Source organism: Jeotgalibacillus proteolyticus, from assembly GCF_002926065.1.
In the GTDB taxonomy this organism is placed as follows: Bacteria; Bacillota; Bacilli; order Bacillales; family Jeotgalibacillaceae; genus Jeotgalibacillus; species Jeotgalibacillus proteolyticus.
Map to the genome: position 1 here is coordinate 397,713 of NZ_PREZ01000005.1, position 19,146 is coordinate 416,858.

15 protein-coding genes and 1 other annotated feature are annotated in these 19,146 nt (G+C 44.1%); of the genes, 6 read left to right on the forward strand and 9 right to left on the reverse strand.

All coding sequences use genetic code 11. The features are described from left to right. Positions 1–88 precede the first annotated feature (88 nt). The 3 genes from C4B60_RS15025 to C4B60_RS15035 are packed head-to-tail and all read right to left on the reverse strand — an operon-like array spanning position 89 to position 2,963. The gene (locus C4B60_RS15025) at positions 89–1,168 is read right to left on the reverse strand and encodes a Gfo/Idh/MocA family protein (protein ID WP_104058835.1); all 1,080 of its coding nucleotides are present in this window, start codon (positions 1,166–1,168) and stop codon (positions 89–91) included. Between the two features lie 2 nt (positions 1,169–1,170). Continuing rightward, entirely contained in the window at positions 1,171–1,923 is a 753-nt protein-coding gene (locus C4B60_RS15030; RefSeq protein ID WP_104058836.1) for a sugar phosphate isomerase/epimerase family protein, read from the reverse strand. A gap of 14 nt (positions 1,924–1,937) precedes the next feature. Continuing rightward, the gene (locus C4B60_RS15035) at positions 1,938–2,963 is read right to left on the reverse strand and encodes a Gfo/Idh/MocA family protein (RefSeq protein WP_104058837.1); all 1,026 of its coding nucleotides are present in this window, start codon (positions 2,961–2,963) and stop codon (positions 1,938–1,940) included. A gap of 242 nt (positions 2,964–3,205) precedes the next feature. Between C4B60_RS15035 and C4B60_RS15040 the strand changes: the two genes are divergently transcribed. From C4B60_RS15040 to C4B60_RS15065, 5 genes are all read left to right on the forward strand, one after another. Beyond that, positions 3,206–5,377 (forward strand): beta-propeller domain-containing protein, encoded by a 2,172-nt coding sequence (locus C4B60_RS15040; RefSeq protein ID WP_104058838.1) that lies wholly within the window; start codon positions 3,206–3,208, stop codon positions 5,375–5,377. Positions 5,378–5,429: 52 nt separating this feature from the next. Further along, positions 5,430–5,683: a binding site (T-box leader), on the forward strand. Between the two features lie 515 nt (positions 5,684–6,198). Continuing rightward, complete coding sequence (locus C4B60_RS15050; RefSeq protein ID WP_104058840.1) at positions 6,199–7,452, forward strand: MFS transporter; 1,254 nt, start codon at positions 6,199–6,201, stop codon at positions 7,450–7,452. A gap of 235 nt (positions 7,453–7,687) precedes the next feature. Then, a complete protein-coding gene (locus C4B60_RS15055) occupies positions 7,688–8,497 on the forward strand; it encodes a Cof-type HAD-IIB family hydrolase (protein ID WP_104058841.1) in 810 nt (269 codons plus the stop codon). A gap of 20 nt (positions 8,498–8,517) precedes the next feature. After that, positions 8,518–9,219 (forward strand): pseudouridine synthase, encoded by a 702-nt coding sequence (locus C4B60_RS15060; protein WP_104058842.1) that lies wholly within the window; start codon positions 8,518–8,520, stop codon positions 9,217–9,219. A 357-nt stretch (positions 9,220–9,576) separates the two neighbouring features. After that, on the forward strand, positions 9,577–11,394 hold the full coding sequence (locus tag C4B60_RS15065; RefSeq protein ID WP_104058843.1) for a mechanosensitive ion channel: 1,818 nt from the start codon (positions 9,577–9,579) through the stop codon (positions 11,392–11,394). A gap of 53 nt (positions 11,395–11,447) precedes the next feature. On the opposite strand, the gene C4B60_RS15070 is transcribed toward C4B60_RS15065, so the two are convergent. Beyond that, positions 11,448–11,813 carry a YidH family protein gene (locus C4B60_RS15070; RefSeq protein WP_104058844.1) on the reverse strand — a complete coding sequence of 122 codons (366 nt, stop codon included), beginning with the start codon at positions 11,811–11,813 and terminating at the stop codon, positions 11,448–11,450. 192 nt (positions 11,814–12,005) lie between these two features. Here C4B60_RS15070 and C4B60_RS15075 point away from each other — a divergent pair, with 192 nt between their 5' ends. Then, a complete protein-coding gene (locus tag C4B60_RS15075; RefSeq protein ID WP_104058845.1) occupies positions 12,006–12,221 on the forward strand; it encodes a hypothetical protein in 216 nt (71 codons plus the stop codon). A 42-nt stretch (positions 12,222–12,263) separates the two neighbouring features. Here the strand turns inward: C4B60_RS15075 and C4B60_RS15080 are convergent, their stop codons facing one another. The 5 genes from C4B60_RS15080 to hutU all read right to left on the reverse strand — a co-directional run bounded on the left by C4B60_RS15080 (position 12,264) and on the right by hutU (position 18,884). Then, the gene (locus C4B60_RS15080) at positions 12,264–12,983 is read right to left on the reverse strand and encodes a YebC/PmpR family DNA-binding transcriptional regulator (protein ID WP_104058846.1); all 720 of its coding nucleotides are present in this window, start codon (positions 12,981–12,983) and stop codon (positions 12,264–12,266) included. A gap of 416 nt (positions 12,984–13,399) precedes the next feature. Then, entirely contained in the window at positions 13,400–14,902 is a 1,503-nt protein-coding gene (gene hutH / locus C4B60_RS15085; RefSeq protein ID WP_104058847.1) for a histidine ammonia-lyase, read from the reverse strand. A gap of 1 nt (position 14,903) precedes the next feature. Beyond that, positions 14,904–15,911, reverse strand: a complete 1,008-nt coding sequence (locus C4B60_RS15090; RefSeq protein ID WP_104058848.1) for an agmatinase family protein — start codon at positions 15,909–15,911, stop codon at positions 14,904–14,906. 19 nt (positions 15,912–15,930) lie between these two features. Then, positions 15,931–17,184, reverse strand: coding sequence for an imidazolonepropionase (gene hutI / locus C4B60_RS15095; RefSeq protein ID WP_104058849.1), 1,254 nt, complete (start codon positions 17,182–17,184; stop codon positions 15,931–15,933). Further along, the gene (hutU, locus tag C4B60_RS15100) at positions 17,184–18,884 is read right to left on the reverse strand and encodes a urocanate hydratase (RefSeq protein WP_104058850.1); all 1,701 of its coding nucleotides are present in this window, start codon (positions 18,882–18,884) and stop codon (positions 17,184–17,186) included. The genes hutI and hutU overlap by 1 nt, the downstream gene beginning before the upstream one ends. Positions 18,885–19,146 lie beyond the last annotated feature (262 nt).

The window sequence follows — 19,146 nt, forward strand, 5'->3', positions numbered from 1 at the left end:
GTCCTCAGTCATAATCGCTGATTAAGAAGAAAATAAGCGCAAGGCCCGTGAAGCCTTAACGCTTATTGCTGTTTTAATTAAATCACAATTAAACTTTTTCAGGCAATGTGCGCATTGAAAAATTCGATTCAAGCGTTTTAAACGTACGCTCAACAGATGACTCAAGCAGCTTTTCCATTAGCTCAAGCACGTGTAAGCCGAGTTCACCATGACAATAATGCTGATGGTCTGATTGAATCGATTCGATCATATCAGAAAGACCAAGTCCCCGCTCATTTCCAATGTATCCGGATACGAGAGGAGCCTCCTGCCAGCCCGCTTCGCCCTCTGCCAGATAGGAAACAGGACCGCCAAACAGATTTGGATCGGGAACATGAATCGTTCCTTTAGAACCATAAACCTCGATAAATGGCAGCTTCGATTGATGAATATCAAACGTCGCTGTAATCGATGCGGTCACATTGCTTTTAAATTGCATAAGCCCTTCCACATGAGTAGGTGTTGTAACAGGAAATGTTTCCCCTGCCCGCTCCTGACTTTTAATCGTCCGTTCAAGGTAGGTCGTCTGAGCGATTCCGGTAACAGAGTCGACAGGTCCAAGCAGCACCAGCAGCGAAGATAAATAATAAGGTCCCATATCGAATAGAGGACCTGCACCTGTTTCATAAAAGAATGCAGGATTTGGATGCCAGCTCTCCGGGCCGCTGCCCATCATAAATGCTTTTGCCCCTACAATTTTACCTATTTTGCCCTCATTCACTAATTGAACAGCTGTTTGAATCCCTGCTCCTAAAATTGTATCAGGAGCTACTCCTACACGAAGATTTAACGCTGTTGCTTTTTCGATAATCTTTTTCCCGTCCTCATATCGGGTCGCAAGCGGTTTTTCTGAATAGACATGCTTCCCGTGGTCGAGTGCTGCAAGATTTATTTTTGCATGGGCACTTGGAATTGTTAAATTGACAATGATATCGATGGTCGGGTCCTCTAATAGGTCATCCGGTGTTTCATAGAAAGGAATACTATACAGCTCAGCCTTCTCTTTTGCTTTATGAGAAAGAAGATCCGCTATTCCTGCCATCTCTATATTGCTGAATTTTGAAGGCGCGGCCAAATAAATATCACTTATGTTCCCCGCTCCAATAATTCCTGCACGCATTTTTTTCATTGTTAGCCTCCTGTCCACTCTCTTAGTACTGCTGGCGCCGGTCCAACCTCTTCTAATGGCTCCCCTTCAAAATGCTCCTGTTCAACAACCAGCCAGTCCAATGAAACCTGTTTAATAATTCCTTTTAAATCTAGCGTTCCTGTTCCAATTGGTCCGCTTCTTCTTTCTCCTCCATCACTTATCATATCTTTAATATGAATAGAAAATACCCGATCCTCTAATCGTTTAAGAAGTTCAACCGTGTCGACTCCTGAAAATTCAGTCCAGTACACATCGACTTCAAAAAATACGGGATAATTGCTTGTGAGACGCTCAAGAATTCCCCAGCCCGTCTCACCATTTTCAAGCTCAGCAAATTCAAAATCATGATGATGGTAGCCTAAAGCCAATCCTGCTGCTTCGACCTTCCTACTCGCTTTATTTAGCAGCTCTGCCAGCTCTTCAAATTTTTCTTTTGTTCTCCACTGCTCATCTACATAAGGAATGATCAGCTTTTTATTGCCAATTACTTTACTAAATTCAATCCATTCGTCCAGTAAAGCTTCATCACTCAGCAAGTCCACACTTATATGCATGCCTGCTGCCTGAAGACCGTATTCACCAAGCATTGATTTCCACTGCTCAGCATCCTTTTCATAGGTTCCAGCGAGTTGAACACCCTCGTAGCCGTATTCACTGAGTGTCTTTAATGTTCCTGCAACATCCTTTTCCATTGCGTCACGAACTGAGTACAATTGAAGTCCAATTTTCTTCATCTCTATCCCTCCACTTATATGCTGACGATTTTTTTCGTTTTACTTGATTCCATTGCAGCTAGTACGATTTGAAGTGCTTTTTTACCTTCTTCTCCCGGAATAAGAGGGGTTCTTTCTTCCACAAGAGAGCTAATAAATTCATCAATGACGCCTGTGCTCGATTGGCCGCCTTCATCATTCGTCTGAATTTTACCAAGATCCTCTTTTTCCGGCGGGCCGTCAATAGGGTAAAAAATAAAGGAAAATTCCTCATCATCCTCCAAGCGAAGAACACCTTTTTCACCATAAATAATAGTGGCGTTATCCTCGAATTTTTTGTGAGACCAGCTGGCAGTCAAGGTCCCCATCGTGCCGTCCTTCAGCTTCACAATGCAAACCGCATTATCATCAACATTGGTGTCTTCTTTCGCGATCGTATCAACAAATCCGCCGACCTCTATTACGTCCTGATCGAAAACATAACGGATCAGGTCACTTTTATGGACACCTAAATCACCGAGCGCTCCAATAAAAGCCTTCTCCTTTTCAAAGAACCAGCTGTTACGGCCGTCAACGCTCCAGCCCTCCGGCCCCCCATGGCCAAATGCTGTTCTAAAGCTGTAAACATTGCCCAGCTTCCCTTCTTGAATGTACGTCCGGGCTTTTTCATGAGAAGCAACAAATCGCTGGTTGTGCCCAATCATCAGGTTTTTTCCATTGGCCTTTGCCGTTTCGATCATCTCATCTGCTTCTTCTATTGAGGTGGCCATTGGTTTTTCACACAACACATGCTTCCCTGCTTTTAGGGCATCAATTGTAACCGGTGCATGCAATGCGTTTGGAAGATTTACGCTTACTGCATCAATAGATGGATCACTCAATAATTCTTTATAAGAGGTATATACATTCGCCTCTGATTGATCCGCAAAGCTTTTTGCACGCGCTTCATTTAGATCACAAAATGCTGCTATTTCAACATGTGGATTTGCCGTATACTCCGGAAAATGCCGGTGCTTTGTAATGCTTCCACACCCGATAATTCCAACTCTTACTTTTTTCATTCCTTCATCCCCATTCAATCTTTAAATCGAAACGTTATGATTTGATATTTTCGTTATAAATTATATAGATTCACGAGATCTTTTTATGTATAAATCGATACGTTTCGATTTATATAGTAGCATTCAATCGAAAAAATGAAAACCCTTTCTTTTTATATTTTTAAAAAAACTTTTTTTACTTGTAACCTCTGTCTGTAACCTCCGTCTACTTTATAAAGAACGATTTTTAGGGGGCGTATTTAATGAATAAAAAAAGGTGGTTTGCCATTAGCGGGGCGGCATTGCTTATTGGATCGCTGTGGACATTGTTGTATTATATGCAGCCAGCTGTGGCCGGACTTGCAAAAAGCGATGAGGCTGCTTATGTATTCTCCGACAAGGAATGGACCCTCCATTTTACAAGAGCGCTTAACAAAGAAACGATCACAGAGGATTCGGTCTATGTCCTCTCAAAAGAAAATGAGCGGATTCCCGTCCAGATGACTTTGAACAAAGAAGGTACTTTATTGTCTATTGCTTCACCCGAAAAAGGCTACGCCAACCTTCAGGAATATACCCTCCACCTCTCAGACGCAATAAAATCAAAGCTTGGACTCGGCATACGCGGAACCCGGGCGATTTCCTTCCAGGTCGTCGATGATCTGCCTACAGTTGAATCAGAAGAATATTTAAAGAAATATTTTGCGGCTCTCCTCGAGAAAGAAAAGAATCAACAGCGCGACTTTTCAACAACTGATAATGCGGAGACACTTGATGACAGCGCATTCAGTGCTTCCGACACATCCGGTGCAGCTGCGGAAGAATCGGGCGGCGGTGATTTTTCTGAGACGAACAACCAGGTCGAAGGCGTCAGTGAATCGGATATCGTTCAAACAGACGGAAACTACATTTACCATATAAACAGTGATGAAAATATTTCAATCGTTGAAGCAAAGCAATATCCGGATTCTCCTGCAGCTGCAGGTACGATTTCATTTGAAGGAAATTTTTATCCAACCCAGCTGTTTTTAAAGGATCAAAAGCTTATTGTGCTGGGAGAGGAATGGAACGCTTATCCGGAGCAAACGACCAGAGGATCAGATTTTGTGATCGATCAAGGTGCCACAATCGCAAAAATTTATGACATCACCTCACCCGATAAGCCCGAGCTTATTCGGGAGGTCGGTGCAGAAGGTTATTTTTCAAACGCAAGAATGATTGATGAACATTTATATTTCATCACAACCCTGCAGCCTCAAATCTGGCTTATGGAAAAGCAGCCTGACATGGAGCTTCGCCCCCGCACCTGGGACAGCCAAAATGAAGATGAATTTACACCTGTCGATGTGAAAGACATTAAAATAATCCCTGAAAATGAACAAAGCCAGTACTCCATTATTACAGCAGTGAATGTGAATGATCTCGAATCCCCTGCTGCAACTGAGACCTATCTTGGCAGCAGCGGTCAGGTATATATGTCCGAAAACAATCTTTATTTAGCCAATTCAAGCGGCCCATTCACCATTATGCCGATTGACATTATGCCTGCAGGAGGGGGAAATTCAGAAACCAGTATTTATAAATTTGCCATTGATGGCCTGAATGTAAAATTCATGGCTAAGGGCACGGTTAAAGGCGGAATCCTTAACCAGTTTTCAATGGATGAGCATAATGGCAACTTCAGGGTGGCAACAACAGAAGGAAACACCTTTGGAGAAAATAGAGATTCACTTAACCACCTTTTTATCTTAAATGAAAACATGGAACAGATCGGCTCCGTTGAGGGTCTCGCAAAGGGAGAGCGAATTTACTCAGCACGCTTTCTTGGAGATAAGGCCTACATGGTCACCTTTAGAGAGACAGATCCCCTGTTCGTCATAGATACTAAAAATCCGGAAGCACCGGAAGTATTAGGTGAGCTTAAAATCCCAGGCTTCAGCACCTATCTTCATCCCCTGGATGAAAATCATTTAATTGGATTCGGAGTGGATACCGAGCTTTTTAACAGCGAAACAGCCGGCGATCCTCCAATGGTGCGTCAAACGGGAATGAAAATATCCCTTTTTGACATTACCGACTTTTCAAATCCAAAGGAAAAGGATATCGAAATCATCGGCGGTGCCGGTACCTATTCCACTCTTATGCATGACCATAAATCCCTTTTCCGCCATAAAGAACGCAGCTTGTTCGGCTTCCCGGTTTCCGTCTACGAGCAAAAAGACATAAAAAGCGAAATAAACTTTGTAAACCAGGGCGCCATGCTTTATACAATAACCGCTGAAAACGGCATTCAATTAGTAAAAGAAATTTGGAATGAGAAACAAGAAGGTGAAATTTATGAAGACTGGGAAACACAGGTCCAGCGATTGCTCTATATTGATAACACGCTCTACACGGTAAGACGAAATGGCATAGAAGCTCATGAATTAAATTAACGGTTCAAAAAAGCTATACACCAAACCCATTAAATGCTAAACTGGTAAAAATTTAAACGCAATGATGAGAAGAGTAGCCAAATGAATCCCTCAAAGAGAGCTCCAGCTGGTGGGAAGGAGCAGGAGATTCTATGGTGAACCAAATCTCTGAGCAGCACAAAGGAACCTTACAAAGGGGATGGTGTGACGGGAGCTCCCGTTATAGAGCCAGGGTATAAGCTGTCAAAAGCCGTACCTGATAAGGCTGATTTGGCGACAAATCAGCAAACCTGGAGTGGCACCGTGAGAGATAATCCCGCCTCCAAGATGAAAATCTTGGAGGTGGGATTTTTTATTGTCTTAAAAAGAACGGACGAATGTAACAGTCACTCATAACGCTCTATTTTTAGAGCAGTAGATAAATTACCCAGCAGTTGATTACAGTGGAAGGGGCGGACTCCTGCGGGATGCAGCGGGGAAGCTGAGATCCATTGGCGCAGCCAATTAGCTCAGCCCCCGCCCCGCGGAAAGCATGCCCCTGCAGTGGATATCAACAAGCTTTCTTAAATTCCTTTCCGGAGAAGCATAGTAGTTTTCTGGTCATTAAGAGGCATTTACTCTTAACACATTAATTTTAGAGCAGTAAATAAATTACCAAGCAGTTGATTGCAGTGGAAGGGGCGGACTCCTGCGGGATGCAGCGGGGAAGCTGAGATCCATTGGCGCAGCCAATTAGCTCAGCCCCGCCCCGCGGAAAGCCTGCCCCTGCAGCGGAAATCAACACGCTACCTTAATAAGCATTCACCCCTAACACACTAATTTCTCAAAGGAGATGATCATCAATGCTAAAAAAACTTTCCGCCCATTGGAAATACCCAGCCATACTAATCCTGGGAGTCGGCGTCTCCAACATAGGCGCCTGGGTCTACCTGCTCTCATTAAACCTGATGCTATTCCAGCTGACAGCCTCCCCCTTAAGCATCGTCTTCCTATACATCCTGGGTCCGCTCGCAGCACTCATCACAAACCCTTGGGCAGGCAGCTTAATCGACCGCAGCAGCAAACGCAACCTGATGATCTACCTTGATATCGCCAGAGCCCTTTTCATACTCGTCATCCCTTTTCTATCATCCCTGCCGCTTATCTACACTATTGCTTTCGTCATCAACATGGCAAGCGCGATTTTTGAGCCGGCATCAATGGTTTATGTCACAAAGCTGATTCCAAGCGAAAAAAGGAGAATGTTCAATTCCCTTTACAACCTAATGACCTCCGGCGCTTTCTTAATCGGACCAGCAATTGCAGGGCTTCTGTTTTTAACCGCCTCCCCTTCTTCAGCCCTATTTGTCACTGCAGCTGCATTTACCTTATCAGCAGGCTTTACTGCCCTGATGCCAAACCTTGAACGGAATTTAGCAGAAGATACTCTTTCTTCCCCTCTAAACCTTAAGGAGATTCAAAAAGATTGGCGCCACGTGTTTTCATTTAGCAAAGACAACTTTCCGGTTATGGCTGTCTACCTGCTTTTCAGCGGTGTAATGGTCGTCATAGCGACAGCGGTGGATTCCCTTGAGGTTTCTTTCGCAAAAGAGGTTCTGCAATTATCAGACAGTAAATACGGCGTCCTCGTTTCAATTGCAGGTGCCGGAATTCTCATTGGCTCGCTGCTTAATACATTCATGACAAAGCTTTTTTCGATCTTCACCCTGCTAAGCGGAGGAGCTGTTTTTGTAGCAGCTGGTTATGTTGTTTTTTCGTTTTCCACTACTTTTTCTATGGCAGCATTCGGGTGCTTCACGCTCGCTTTTTTCATTTCGTTTGCCAATACCGGTTACCTCACTTTTTACCAAACCTATATTCCGGTTGAGGTCATGGGCAGGGTTGGGAGTATTTACGGCCTGATTGAAGCCGTTTTAATTATTGCCTTCACTCTGCTGCTTGGAGGCCTTACGCTTTTCTTATCTGTACAGGCTGTTGTCAGAATCGGAACGCTGATAATGATGGCCGGAGCTGTTCTTCTCTTTTTATATGTAAGACGTTCAGCTTTTTCAGAAACAAAGCCTTCCCAAGAAGCTGAGATACGTTCGATTAGTTAAATCAGCATGGACTGACTGAATATAAATATAAAGCGCTGAGACAATCTAACTGTCTCAGCACTTTTTTAGTGAAGAAGCTTTTGTGTATTTTCAGACATTGTTAACCCTTACATCCCAGAAAGAAATTCTTTGAAACTACTATGAAATTAAATCTGTATAGACCGGATGCTAGCTTACTTGTCCCGAAGTATAGTAAAATAACCAGATATGCTTATACAAGAGGGAGAAATGAAAAATGAACTATAAAATGATCGTACTCGATATGGATGACACCCTTTTACGGGATGACCACAGCCTTTCTGACAGAACGAAAACAGCGCTTATGAAGGTGCAGGAAGAAGGAGTGAAAGTCGTCCTCGCTTCCGGCCGCCCCACTTATGCGATGCTTGATGTTGCAGAGGAATTAAAACTTGCTGATTACGGGAGCTATATCCTGTCTTTTAACGGGGCAAAGATTATTAATGCGAAAACAAATGAAGAAATTTTTGCAAGCACGCTTTCTCCTGAGACAGCGCATGAATTATATGAAATCAGCAAGCGCGAAAATGTAGGAATCCATACGTATGTAGAGGATTTCATCGTAACGGAGAAGCAAAATCCGTACTCTGAGATTGAATCAGATATTACCGGCCTTCCGGTTAAACTAGTAGACGATTTTAAAGAGTACGTAACCCAGCCAGTGGTAAAGCTGTTAATGCTTGAAGACGGAGAGAAACTCGTTCATGTGGAGAAAAAGCTACAGGAAGAATTGAAGGGTCAGTACAGCATTATGCGCTCAAAACCTTATTTCCTTGAATTTACCGAGTATGGTGTAACAAAAGGAACAAGCATTGAGCAGCTCGCTGAAAAGCTTGGTGTTAAACAAAGGGAAATTATTGCTGTTGGCGACAGCTACAATGATTTATCCATGATCGAATTTGCCGGTCTTGGAGTGGCAATGGGCAATGCACCGGAGGATATTAAAGAAGCAGCCAATTTTGTAGCTGATACGAATATGAACGATGGCGTAGCAAAGATTGTTGAGGAGTTTCTATTGAAAGCATAAACCCCTTTAGGAGGAGAACCATGCATATCCAATCGTATATCAGTAAATCCGGTTTTTGTTCAAGAAGGGAAAGCGCCAGAATGGCTCATGCCGGAAGAATCACGATTAATGGAGAAGTATGCGATAGTAAGGCCCGTGTAGAGCAAGGCGATGAGGTGCGGATTGACGGTAATCTTCTTCCTGCCCCTCCCCCTCCTGTTTATCTGGCTTTTAATAAACCAAGGGGTATCACCTGTACGGCACAGTCCTCCATTGAAGGCAACATTATCGATTTTATCGATTACCACGAACGCATCTTTCCGGTTGGACGCCTGGACAAGGATTCAGAAGGTCTCATCCTGCTCACTAATGATGGAAGCATTGTAAATCCGCTGCTGAAAAAAGAGTTCAGCAAGGAAAAGGAATACATGGTGACAGTAAACCGTCCCATTACCCCTCTCCTAGTAGAAGGAATACAGCAAGGCGGTATTTCCATTCGCGGAAAAATGACTTCCCCTTGCAAAGCAGTTCAGATCGATGATTTTACGATGTCAATCACCCTGACTCAAGGATTAAACCGACAGATCCGCCGCATGTGCAGGACCTATGACTTCACAGTCCAATCCCTTAAACGGATCAGAATCGGGTCCCTCCTCCTTGATGACCTTCCTTCCGGGAGGCTGAGAGAGTTAAGCCGCAAAGAATTGGATCAGTTATTAAAAGTGGATGGGACATTACACTAATTTTTGAAACGTGAGGTGAACGGAGCGGAAGGGGGCGACTCCAGCGGGATAGAGCGGGAGCTTGAGATCCACTTGCGAAGCAAGTTAGCTCTAGCCCCGCCCCGCGGAAAGCGTCCCCCTGAAGCGCAGTGAACCGGATAAAAGAGGCTGAAACATACATTTGTTTCAGCCTCTTTACATTAGGCCTATGTATTCAAATAAACGTACCCTTATATATCTGTAAAAGTCTCGGTATTTCGTCGCTTCTCTGGTTATTTACTCCTAAAATTCACGATACGTCTTCATAATTGTTTTACATGATTCGACTTAGGGAACAAAAAGGTGAAGATAACTTCAAAAATAGAAGGAGGATACAGTATGAACGAATATTTTACAGAATCAGGCTTTAACACGAATGCCCTATTAAACACGCTTGGCGATTTGATCTTAGCTCTCATTGTTTTATTTGCAGGTTACTTGATTGCCAAAGCGATTGGTAAAGCAGTTGAAAAGCTTCTTTACAAAACCGGGGTAGTAAAACGATTCCGTTCTCCTAGAAGCTCAAGTGTTGTTGAGCCTCAAAAAGCAGAACGGGAAGAAAAAGGAAACAAATGGCCGCCTGAAAAGGTTGCCGGAACCATTGTATTTTACATCTTAATGGTTTTTGTATTAATTCTGTTCTTTAACATCCTTAACCTGAATATCATCGCATCTCCTCTTGTAGATATGGTGAGCACCATGCTTGCATTCATTCCAAATGTATTGACTGCAGCATTAATTCTTCTTTTAGGTTATGTTATTGCACTTGTGCTGCGTACGCTTGTTGTAAAAGCAGGCCATCGTTTAGCTAAAAACAAATCAGTAAGAGACAACAAATACGTAAAAGACAGCGGCAATCTGCATGGGTATGTAGATAACCTGGGAACCATCGTATTTTACGTAATACTTCTTATGTTCCTACCGGGTGTGCTTGGCGCTCTTGGAATCAATGCGGTTTCCGAGCCATTCAGTAATATGCTGCAAAGCTTCCTTGCCTTTATCCCAAGACTCGTAGCAGCTGCTTTAATCTTCTTTATCGGATGGATTGTAGCAAAAATTGTTCGTGATATTGTCTCTAACTTCCTGCATGCCGTAGGAACGGACAAACTGTCACAACGCCTTGGTTTTTCTAATTTCCTAAAAGAAACAACCCTTTCATCTATTATCGGTACAGTCGTATTTGTACTGATTATGATTCCTGTTACAATTTCAGCGCTTGATCAGCTGCAAATCCAGGGAATCACAGGACCTGCGATTAACATGCTGAATGATGTTATGGCGATGATTCCAAATATCATTATTGCTATCGCTCTTATTCTTGTAGGTCTGTGGATAGGTAAATGGGTTCGCCGATTTGTGGCAGATTTACTGTCCAGACTAAGCTTTAATAATGTAACGAATCACTTGAAGGTTGGCGGATGGAAAGCGTCACAATCAAGAATGACCCCTGCTGATATTGTCGGCTATATTGTACAGGCTGTGGTTGTCATCCTGTTTATCGTAGAAGCCTTCCAAATTGCAGGTCTAGACTTCCTGGTATCGCTTGGTACAGCCGTACTTGCCTTCCTGCCTAGCGTTATTACAGCAGTCGTTATTCTTGCACTAGGTATCATCCTGGGGAATATTGTTAAACGCATCCTTGAAAGCCTGTTCTCCGGATCTGAGCTTTCAGTCCTAAGCTCAGTTGCTAAATATGCGATCATGGCCCTTGCACTATTTATGGCTCTTGATCAGCTTGGTGTAGCTGACACAATTGTTACTTCAGCGTTCGTCTTAATTCTTGGAGCACTTGCATTGGCATTTGGCTTAGCATTTGGTCTTGGCGGAAGAGAAAATGCTTCCCGCTACCTTGATAAAATGGAACGTAAAGCCGAAAGAACGGAAATTTCCAGAGAACGCGCTCAGCAAACAGCTGAAGAAATTAAGAATGAGTATAAACGCCCTGCTCGTGACGCAAAATCAACAGACGCTCAACGTCCGAATCAGCGTAAGCAAAACCCTTCTTCTCTTTACGAGGCAGAAGACCTTCCAACCGAACAAACAGGCTGGGATGGAACAGGTGAGGATTTATCAAATGATACATCAGCTTGGGACAACCCAAACAATGAAGATGATTCAACGTTTGGACCTGATGATTTAAATCCGCCTAGACGATAATTATTCAACTAAAAATCCCTTCTATGATCATTCATAGGAGGGATTTTTTACGTTCAATTAATTAAAATGAAGTAAAGCAAAAATGTGCTGAGCATAAGAAACATCGAGACAGATAAAACCCATATCTTTAATGACGAGGGTCTGATATATCCGCTTACAATATCCTTGTTTTTCTTAAAATAATCAACCGTGCTGATCACGATCATAAGTATGCCTGTAAAAACAGAAGCTATGCCAATGATCATAATAAAGGTATCGAGTGTCTGATCCCCCGTATCCCCCATGACAAAATGAAGATTGGTGACGAGAAAACCGATTCCAGCTATAGCGGCAGAAGTCCGGATCCATGCAAGATAAGTCCGCTCATTGGCTAATAGCTGTTGAGCAAATTGAACGGGAACGTGTTTGTTATCCCTCATTGCCTGTATCCCTCCTTTTTTTAAAACCTTCTTTATCTAGTATGGTAAAGCAAAACTTAGTAAAATGCTTAAAAAGTTAGCGCAGTGAACCGGACAAGCGAATGGGAGACAATACATTGGTCTAACATCGTTTCTCATTTCACATTTTGGATGATATACTATCAATACATACAAACTGAAAGGATGATCAGCATGGCACGATCAAAAGCGCAGAAACAGCGCAAAAAACTGCTTCGTGAAGGACGGATGGACCCACAGGTAAAACGCAGCCCCTTCACAACAATTGACATGGATCTTCGCACCAAAACAACCAAAACAAAACAGGAAAAACTGAATCAGCGAAAACATAAGAACCAGCTAACCAGTGATGGATGGGATGGTTCTTTTTATTTAGTCAAAAACGTATAAAAAAAAAAAAAAAACAGACCTCCTAAAAGGCCTGCTTTGAGCTTATTCTCCAAAATCCACGTTGTGATACACCTGTTGCACATCATCCAAATCCTCTAATGCGTCAATTAGTTTTTCAAATTGAGCCATTGAATCTTCTTCTAATGTTACTTCATTTTGAGCAAGCATCGTTAATTCAGCTACTGAAAATTCTGTGATACCCGCCTCTTTAAATGCTTCCTGCACGGCATGGAACTGATCCGGTTCCGCATAGACGATTACCGCTTCATCCTCTTCTAAGATGTCGCGAACCTCTACGTCCTGCTCCATCAAAAGCTCAAGCACCTCATCAGCTGATTTTCCTTCGATTCCAAATACCGCAGTTGCATCAAACATATAAGCAACGGATCCGCTGACGCCCATGTTTCCGCCATTTTTACTAAAGGCAGCACGAACCTCAGGAGCTGTGCGGTTTACATTATTCGTAAGTGCATCAACGATAATCATTGATCCATTCGGTCCAAATCCTTCATAACGAAGCTCATCAAAGTTTTCCTCTGAACCGCCCTTTGCCTTATCGATTGCCCGATCAATAATGGCCCTTGGCACATTGTAGGTCTTCGCCCGCTCAAGCACTACGCGAAGTGCCTGGTTTGATTCCGGATCCGGCTCGCCCTGCTTGGCTACAACATAAATCTCACGTGCGAATTTATTGTATACATTACTAGTGCTTGCATCCTTGGAGGCTTTTTTCTCTTTAATGTTGTTCCATTTACGACCCATACTAGTTCACTCTCTTTCTATCTGAATGCTTTCATATTCTAAAATATAATGGAGTTGATTTTAACCGGTTTTTTTTAATTGACGGACTATTTTCGAAGATAGCTGCCATATTCAAAAGAGAAACCACTTTTTCTATTATAACGCATTTCAGATATTTATCACTTTTTTTGCCAGCAAATACAGAGGTAAATTGTTAGTTTACTTACTGAAGGAAAAGGGCATGCGCGCTAAATGGAGCGTGTTGATTTCCGTTGCAGAGGCTGCTTTCCGCGGGGCGGGGCTTGAGCTAACTTGCTTTCAGCAAGTGGATCTCAAGCTCCCGCTTTATCCCGCAGGAGTCAGCCCCTTCCACTTCAATCAACTCTTAGTAAGTTATTTGCTTCTTTGAATTTTATTTAGTGACGAGCGAATTACTCCTATACAACCGCTTCCCCTGTTCTTCCTTTACTCAAGTATTCACTCAGTCTTTCAATATCCTTTGAAAACTGCCGGTCTTCAATAATCGGAGGTATAAGCGCCCGCCATTCATCATAACTGGACTTCGTAGCCGTACTCATTCCGAGTACACCGCGATAGTCTACTGCCTGCATCGCGCAGATGGCTTCGATCGCCAGTACTCTTCTCGTGTTTTGGATCATCATATAGGCGTGTCTCGCTCCGATCGTTCCCATGCTCACATGGTCCTCCTGATTGGCGGAGGAAGGAATGGAATCAACACTTGCAGGATGCGCCAGCGTTTTATTTTCTGACACAAGACTTGCTGCCGCATACTGCATAATCATTGCACCTGACTGAAGACCAGGCTGTGGACTTAAAAATGCAGGAAGGCCGTCACTTAGCTGCGGATTTACAAGGCGTTCAATTCTTCTTTCTGAAATATTGGCAAGCTCAGCAACTGCCACCTTTAAAAAGTCCATCGCAAAGGCAATTGGCTGACCGTGAAAATTCCCGCCTGAAATGACCGTTTCCCCGTCATCAAAAATTAGCGGATTATCTGTAGCTGCATTGAATTCAATTTCAAGCTTTTCTTTTACATAGTCAAGCACCTGCCAGCTCGCCCCGTGAACCTGTGGAATACAGCGTAAGGAGTATGCGTCCTGCACTCTGCGCTCTCCCTGTCTTGTGGTCAGCCTGCTGTCATGTAAAATGCCGCGCATCCGCTCTGCCACTGCCATCTGCTGAGGATATCCCCTCGCTTCATGAACAGCCGGATGAAAGGCATCCATTACCCCGTGCAGCCCTTCCATTGTCATAGCCGCGATCATTTCACTTTGAATAGCCAGCTGCTCTGCTTCAATCCAGTTAATCGCCCCCATTGCCGTCATTGCCTGAGTCCCATTTATAAGGGCCAGACCTTCCTTTGCCTGAAGCTTGATTGGCTCAAGACCTAGTGCTTTCCAGCTCGCTGCCGCATTCTCAGGCTTTCCATTTTTCCAAACCTCCCCTTCGCCAATCAGCACAAGCGCTAAATGAGATAAAGGCGCCAGGTCGCCGGAAGCACCAAGCGAGCCCTGTGTTGGAATGACCGGGTGGATTTTTTCATTCAGCATGACAAGTAAGCGTTCGGCCAGCAGGGGACGGATCCCTGAGTACCCTTTTAATAAAGCATTCAGCCGGAGCAGGATCATCGCTCTGGACACCTTTTCAGGAAAAGGATCACCGATTCCGCAGGCATGAGAACGAATGAGATGAAGCTGGAGTGCATGGACATCCTTTTTGTCTATTTCCACATCACTGAACTTTCCAAAACCCGTATTAATCCCGTAAGTAATTTTGTGCGTTGCAACAATGTCTTCCACAGCAAAGCGGCTCTTCATTACCCGCTCCATGCTCTTTTTATCAATCATTGCTTTTTCCTCATCATACAAAACCCGTTTTACCTGATCGATGGTTAAAGAGCTTCCATTTAACGTAATCACCTTACTCCCCCCTTTCTCTTTTGGCTAAAGCCATGCCTGTCAGCACCTGTAAAAAGCTATAGACTCCCGCTTTTACAGTTGGCAGCCCGACTGTGTCCTTCACCGGATCAAGGCAAACAAAATCAATATGCTTAAGCGACTCATCCTTTCCGATTACAAGCAAGGCATCAAACAGTTCCTGCGTGGTCATTCCACCTGGGGTTGATGCGGGAACTCCCGGCGCAAAGCCGATATCCAACACATCCATATCCACGGTTACATAAAGACGGTCTGTTGTTTGCTTTAATTGTGCAAGAGCAGCCTGAACCGTTTCAGTAATCCCCTTTTGCCTTGCCTGTTTAAGCGTAATCATGTTCACTCGATGCTCTTTTGCATATGAAATAAGTGCAGGTGCGTTAAAATAGCCGTGTAATCCTATGTTAAACACATGCTCTCCTTTTACAGCACCACCATCAATAAGCTGTCTGATCGGTGTTCCGTTCGAAGGACCGTTTGGCGAAGTGTCTCTGAGGTCCAAATGCGTATCGAGCTGTAAGATGCCGATTGTCTCATCCGGATAAACCTCTTTTAGACCTCTGACTGCACATGCTGTCACTGAGTGATCGCCTCCGATCCCAATCGTGACGGAATCGTTAAACCTTTTTGCTGCCTCCACCGTTGCCGCTTGTATTCGCCGGTGGCTTTCCAAAATATCCGTGCCATGCATCATGACATTCCCCAGGTCAAGAACTGAAAGAGACGAGAGATCAACACCCTCATCTAGATTAAAGGTTGAAAACCCCCTCCAGCTCTTACGGAATGCATCAGGATACTCAGAAGCCCCAGAGACACTGATTGAGGAGCGGGAAAGCGGCATACCGAGCAATACTGCATCTGCTTTTTTTCCGTCCCACTCATTTACATTCTCTATCCAATGATGAACTCTTCCCTCATGCTGGGCCTCTTTTGTCCAGGACCATTCCGGCTGCTGGATAAATGCTTTTAGTAAGTCAGATCGATGGCTATTCATTGCATCCTTCCCCCTTCCTTCAGACGAACCGGACCCCTTTTTTCCAAACCGCTTTTACATGATTCACCCCAAAGGCATATTGAAGCATTTGATAGCTTGGTACATCCCAAAGCACAATATCGGCATTTCTTCCCGCATCAATTATTCCTGCATTCTGTTCTTCCCCAATTGCCCATGCTGCATTAATGGTTGCTGCACTTAGAGCTTCTGCAGGTGTCATTCTCATTAAGATACAGGCAAGATTCATGACAAGAGGCATACTTGTTGTCGGTGAAGATCCCGGATTGCAGTCGGTTGAAATGGCTACCGGTACGCCTGCATCAATCATTTTTCTGGCATTAGCTGCTTCTTCCCGCAAATAGAGAGCCGTTGCCGGAAGAAGACACGCAATCGTCCCGCTGTCTGCCATTGCATGAATTCCCTCGTCTGATGCTTTTAACAAATGCTCAGCTGATATCGCTCCAACTTTAGCGGCAAGCTCCGCCCCTTTATAAGGTTCAATTTCATCCGCATGAATTTTAGGGATCAGCCCGTAAGCCTTGCCCGCTTCTAAAATCCGTTCTGACTGCTCGGGTGTGAATACATTTTTTTCACAAAATACATCATTAAACCGGGCAAGATTTTCTTCTGCGACTTTTGGAATCATGTCTTCGATAATATGGGTGACATACTCGTCTTCTCTACCTTTATATTCTTTCGGTACCGCATGAGCCCCCATGAATGTTGGAATGAGGTCTATAGGGTGTGTTTCATTCAATTTTTTCATAACTCTAAGCTGTTTAAGCTCTGTTTCAGTATTTAATCCGTAGCCGCTTTTTCCTTCAACTGTCGTAACCCCATGTTTTAAAAAGGAATTAAGTCTTTTTGTCGTCTGTTCAAGCAATTCCTTTTCCGTCGCTTCTCTTGTCATACTGCTTGTTGCATGGATGCCGCCGCCTGCATTCATAATTTCCATGTAGCTTGCGCCTTCAAGCCTCTTTTCAAATTCCACTTCCCTCGTGCCTCCATAAACGACATGCGTGTGCGGATCCACAAGTCCCGGAGTTACAAGCTGGCCTTTAGCATCGATGATTTCAGCTTCACTTGCTCTCTCTGTAAATTCCTGCTCCAGCTGCTCAGTCGTGCCGGCGCGAATCACCTTGCCGTCTTCGATCCATAGACTCCCGTCTTCAATGATTCCAAGCTCGCTCATTTCGCTGCCTGTTCTTGGTCCGGGGGCTGAAGAAATCATCGTAACAAGCTGGCTGGCATGTTTTATCCAGATTGGCATCATTATGAATCCCCCTGACTTTTTTCAGTGTTCTCTTGATCAAGCATTGGAATCGAAACGCCTTTTTCTCTTGCTGTTTGTTTCGCAAGCTCATAGCCTGCATCCACATGACGGACGATTCCCATGCCGGGATCTGTCGTCAGGACTCTTTCCAGCCTTTTGGCAGCGTCATCGGTTCCATCTGCCACAATGACCATGCCTGCGTGAATGGAATAGCCCATACCGACTCCTCCCCCTTGATGAACAGAAACCCAGGTTGCTCCACCAACTGCGTTGATCATGGCATTTAAAATGGGCCAATCCGCTACAGCGTCAGATCCATCCTGCATCGCTTCTGTCTCACGGTTCGGGGAAGCAACTGAGCCGCTGTCCAAATGATCGCGTCCAATGACAATCGGCGCTTTTAGCTCCCCTTTTTTTACCATGTCATTATTAATTTTTCCAAACCTTGCCCGCTCCCCGTATCCAAGCCAGCAAATTCGGGAAGGAAGTCCCTGAAACTGAATTTTCTCCCTTGCCATACGAATCCAGTTGCATAAATGCTTGTTATAGGAAAACTCACGCAAAATAACTTCATCTGTTTTATAAATATCCTCAGGATCTCCTGACAGTGCCACCCATCTAAACGGACCCTTGCCCTCACAAAACTGCGGCCTTATATAAGCGGGAACAAATCCCGGGAAATCAAATGCCTGAGTGACTCCTTCATCCTTTGCCACCTGTCTTATGTTGTTGCCATAATCAAAGGTGACAGATCCCTTTTTCTGTAAATCAAGCATAGCCTGAACATGAACTGCCATTGAGCTTTTCGCTCTTTTTACAAGCTCATCAGGATTCTGCTTCCTCATCTCGTCCCCTTCCCTTACCGACAGGCCGATTGGAAGATATCCATTTAGCGGATCGTGGGCTGAGGTTTGATCGGTTAAAATATCCGGAACGAAATTCTGTTTTAGCATTTCCGGCAGGATTTGGGCAGCATTGCCTATCAAGCCAATTGAAAGCGGCTTTTTTGTATGTTTTGCCTCCTGGGCTTTTTGAATCGCTTCTTTCAGCGAATACGTTTTTATATCCAAATACTTTGTTTCCAGTCGCCGGTCTACTCTCGATTCATCGACATCAATGGCAATACAGACCCCGCCGCACATCGTAACAGCAAGAGGCTGCGCTCCGCCCATTCCTCCAAGTCCGGCTGTCAGGCTGATGGTTCCGGCAAGTGTGCCATTAAAATGCTGGCGTCCCACCTCTGCAAATGTTTCATAGGTCCCCTGAACAATTCCCTGCGAGCCGATGTAAATCCAGCTTCCCGCTGTCATCTGCCCGTACATCATCAGTCCTTTTTTATCGAGCTCATGAAAGGTCTCCCATGTAGCATATGCAGGAACAAGATTTGAGTTGGCAATCAGTACCCGGGGAGCATTTGTATGAGATTTAAATACAGCAACCGGTTTGCCGGACTGAACGAGAAGCGTTTCGTCATTCTCAAGCTTCTTAAGCGAATCTACAATGGCATAGTAGGACGGCCAGTTTCTCGCCGCTTTTCCGATCCCCCCATATACAACCAGATCCTCCGGACGTTCTGCTACCTCCGGGTCCAAATTATTCATCAGCATACGAAGCGCTGCTTCCTGCTGCCACCCCTTTGTTTCAAGCTCTGTTCCTCTATTCGCTTTTATCGTCATCCCTTTGTTTGTATGCGCTTTCATTTTATCCCTCCCCGTTTCTATATTTCTATCTTATTCTAAACTTCACTTTTTAAAAAGGTTATTAATAAAATTAATAATTAGTAAATTTTATCCTTTAGTTCATTAGTGGAGAAGCATGTTAGCAGAGTAAAGCATAGTAATCTCTTTTTTTAACTCATAGTTCACCTAAAGCTAATTTTGAGAAATAGAAAAGTAGCAGGAATGAGTAATGAATAACGTTTTGAGCAGAAAGATCAGATTGAATCGCTGCCAATTGAAATCG

What these genes read in the sequence shown, in the direction of transcription:
- C4B60_RS15025 (WP_104058835.1), bottom strand. Translation starts at nt 1,168, where the DNA reads ATGAAAAAAATGCGTGCAGGAATTATTGGAGCGGGGAACATAAGTGAT.
- C4B60_RS15030 (WP_104058836.1), bottom strand. Translation starts at nt 1,923, where the DNA reads ATGAAGAAAATTGGACTTCAATTGTACTCAGTTCGTGACGCAATGGAA.
- C4B60_RS15035 (WP_104058837.1), bottom strand. Translation starts at nt 2,963, where the DNA reads ATGAAAAAAGTAAGAGTTGGAATTATCGGGTGTGGAAGCATTACAAAG.
- C4B60_RS15040 (WP_104058838.1), top strand. Translation starts at nt 3,206, where the DNA reads ATGAATAAAAAAAGGTGGTTTGCCATTAGCGGGGCGGCATTGCTTATT.
- C4B60_RS15050 (WP_104058840.1), top strand. Translation starts at nt 6,199, where the DNA reads ATGCTAAAAAAACTTTCCGCCCATTGGAAATACCCAGCCATACTAATC.
- C4B60_RS15055 (WP_104058841.1), top strand. Translation starts at nt 7,688, where the DNA reads ATGAACTATAAAATGATCGTACTCGATATGGATGACACCCTTTTACGG.
- C4B60_RS15060 (WP_104058842.1), top strand. Translation starts at nt 8,518, where the DNA reads ATGCATATCCAATCGTATATCAGTAAATCCGGTTTTTGTTCAAGAAGG.
- C4B60_RS15065 (WP_104058843.1), top strand. Translation starts at nt 9,577, where the DNA reads ATGAACGAATATTTTACAGAATCAGGCTTTAACACGAATGCCCTATTA.
- C4B60_RS15070 (WP_104058844.1), bottom strand. Translation starts at nt 11,813, where the DNA reads ATGAGGGATAACAAACACGTTCCCGTTCAATTTGCTCAACAGCTATTA.
- C4B60_RS15075 (WP_104058845.1), top strand. Translation starts at nt 12,006, where the DNA reads ATGGCACGATCAAAAGCGCAGAAACAGCGCAAAAAACTGCTTCGTGAA.
- C4B60_RS15080 (WP_104058846.1), bottom strand. Translation starts at nt 12,983, where the DNA reads ATGGGTCGTAAATGGAACAACATTAAAGAGAAAAAAGCCTCCAAGGAT.
- C4B60_RS15090 (WP_104058848.1), bottom strand. Translation starts at nt 15,911, where the DNA reads ATGAATAGCCATCGATCTGACTTACTAAAAGCATTTATCCAGCAGCCG.
- hutI (WP_104058849.1), bottom strand. Translation starts at nt 17,184, where the DNA reads ATGATGCCAATCTGGATAAAACATGCCAGCCAGCTTGTTACGATGATT.
- hutU (WP_104058850.1), bottom strand. Translation starts at nt 18,884, where the DNA reads ATGAAAGCGCATACAAACAAAGGGATGACGATAAAAGCGAATAGAGGA.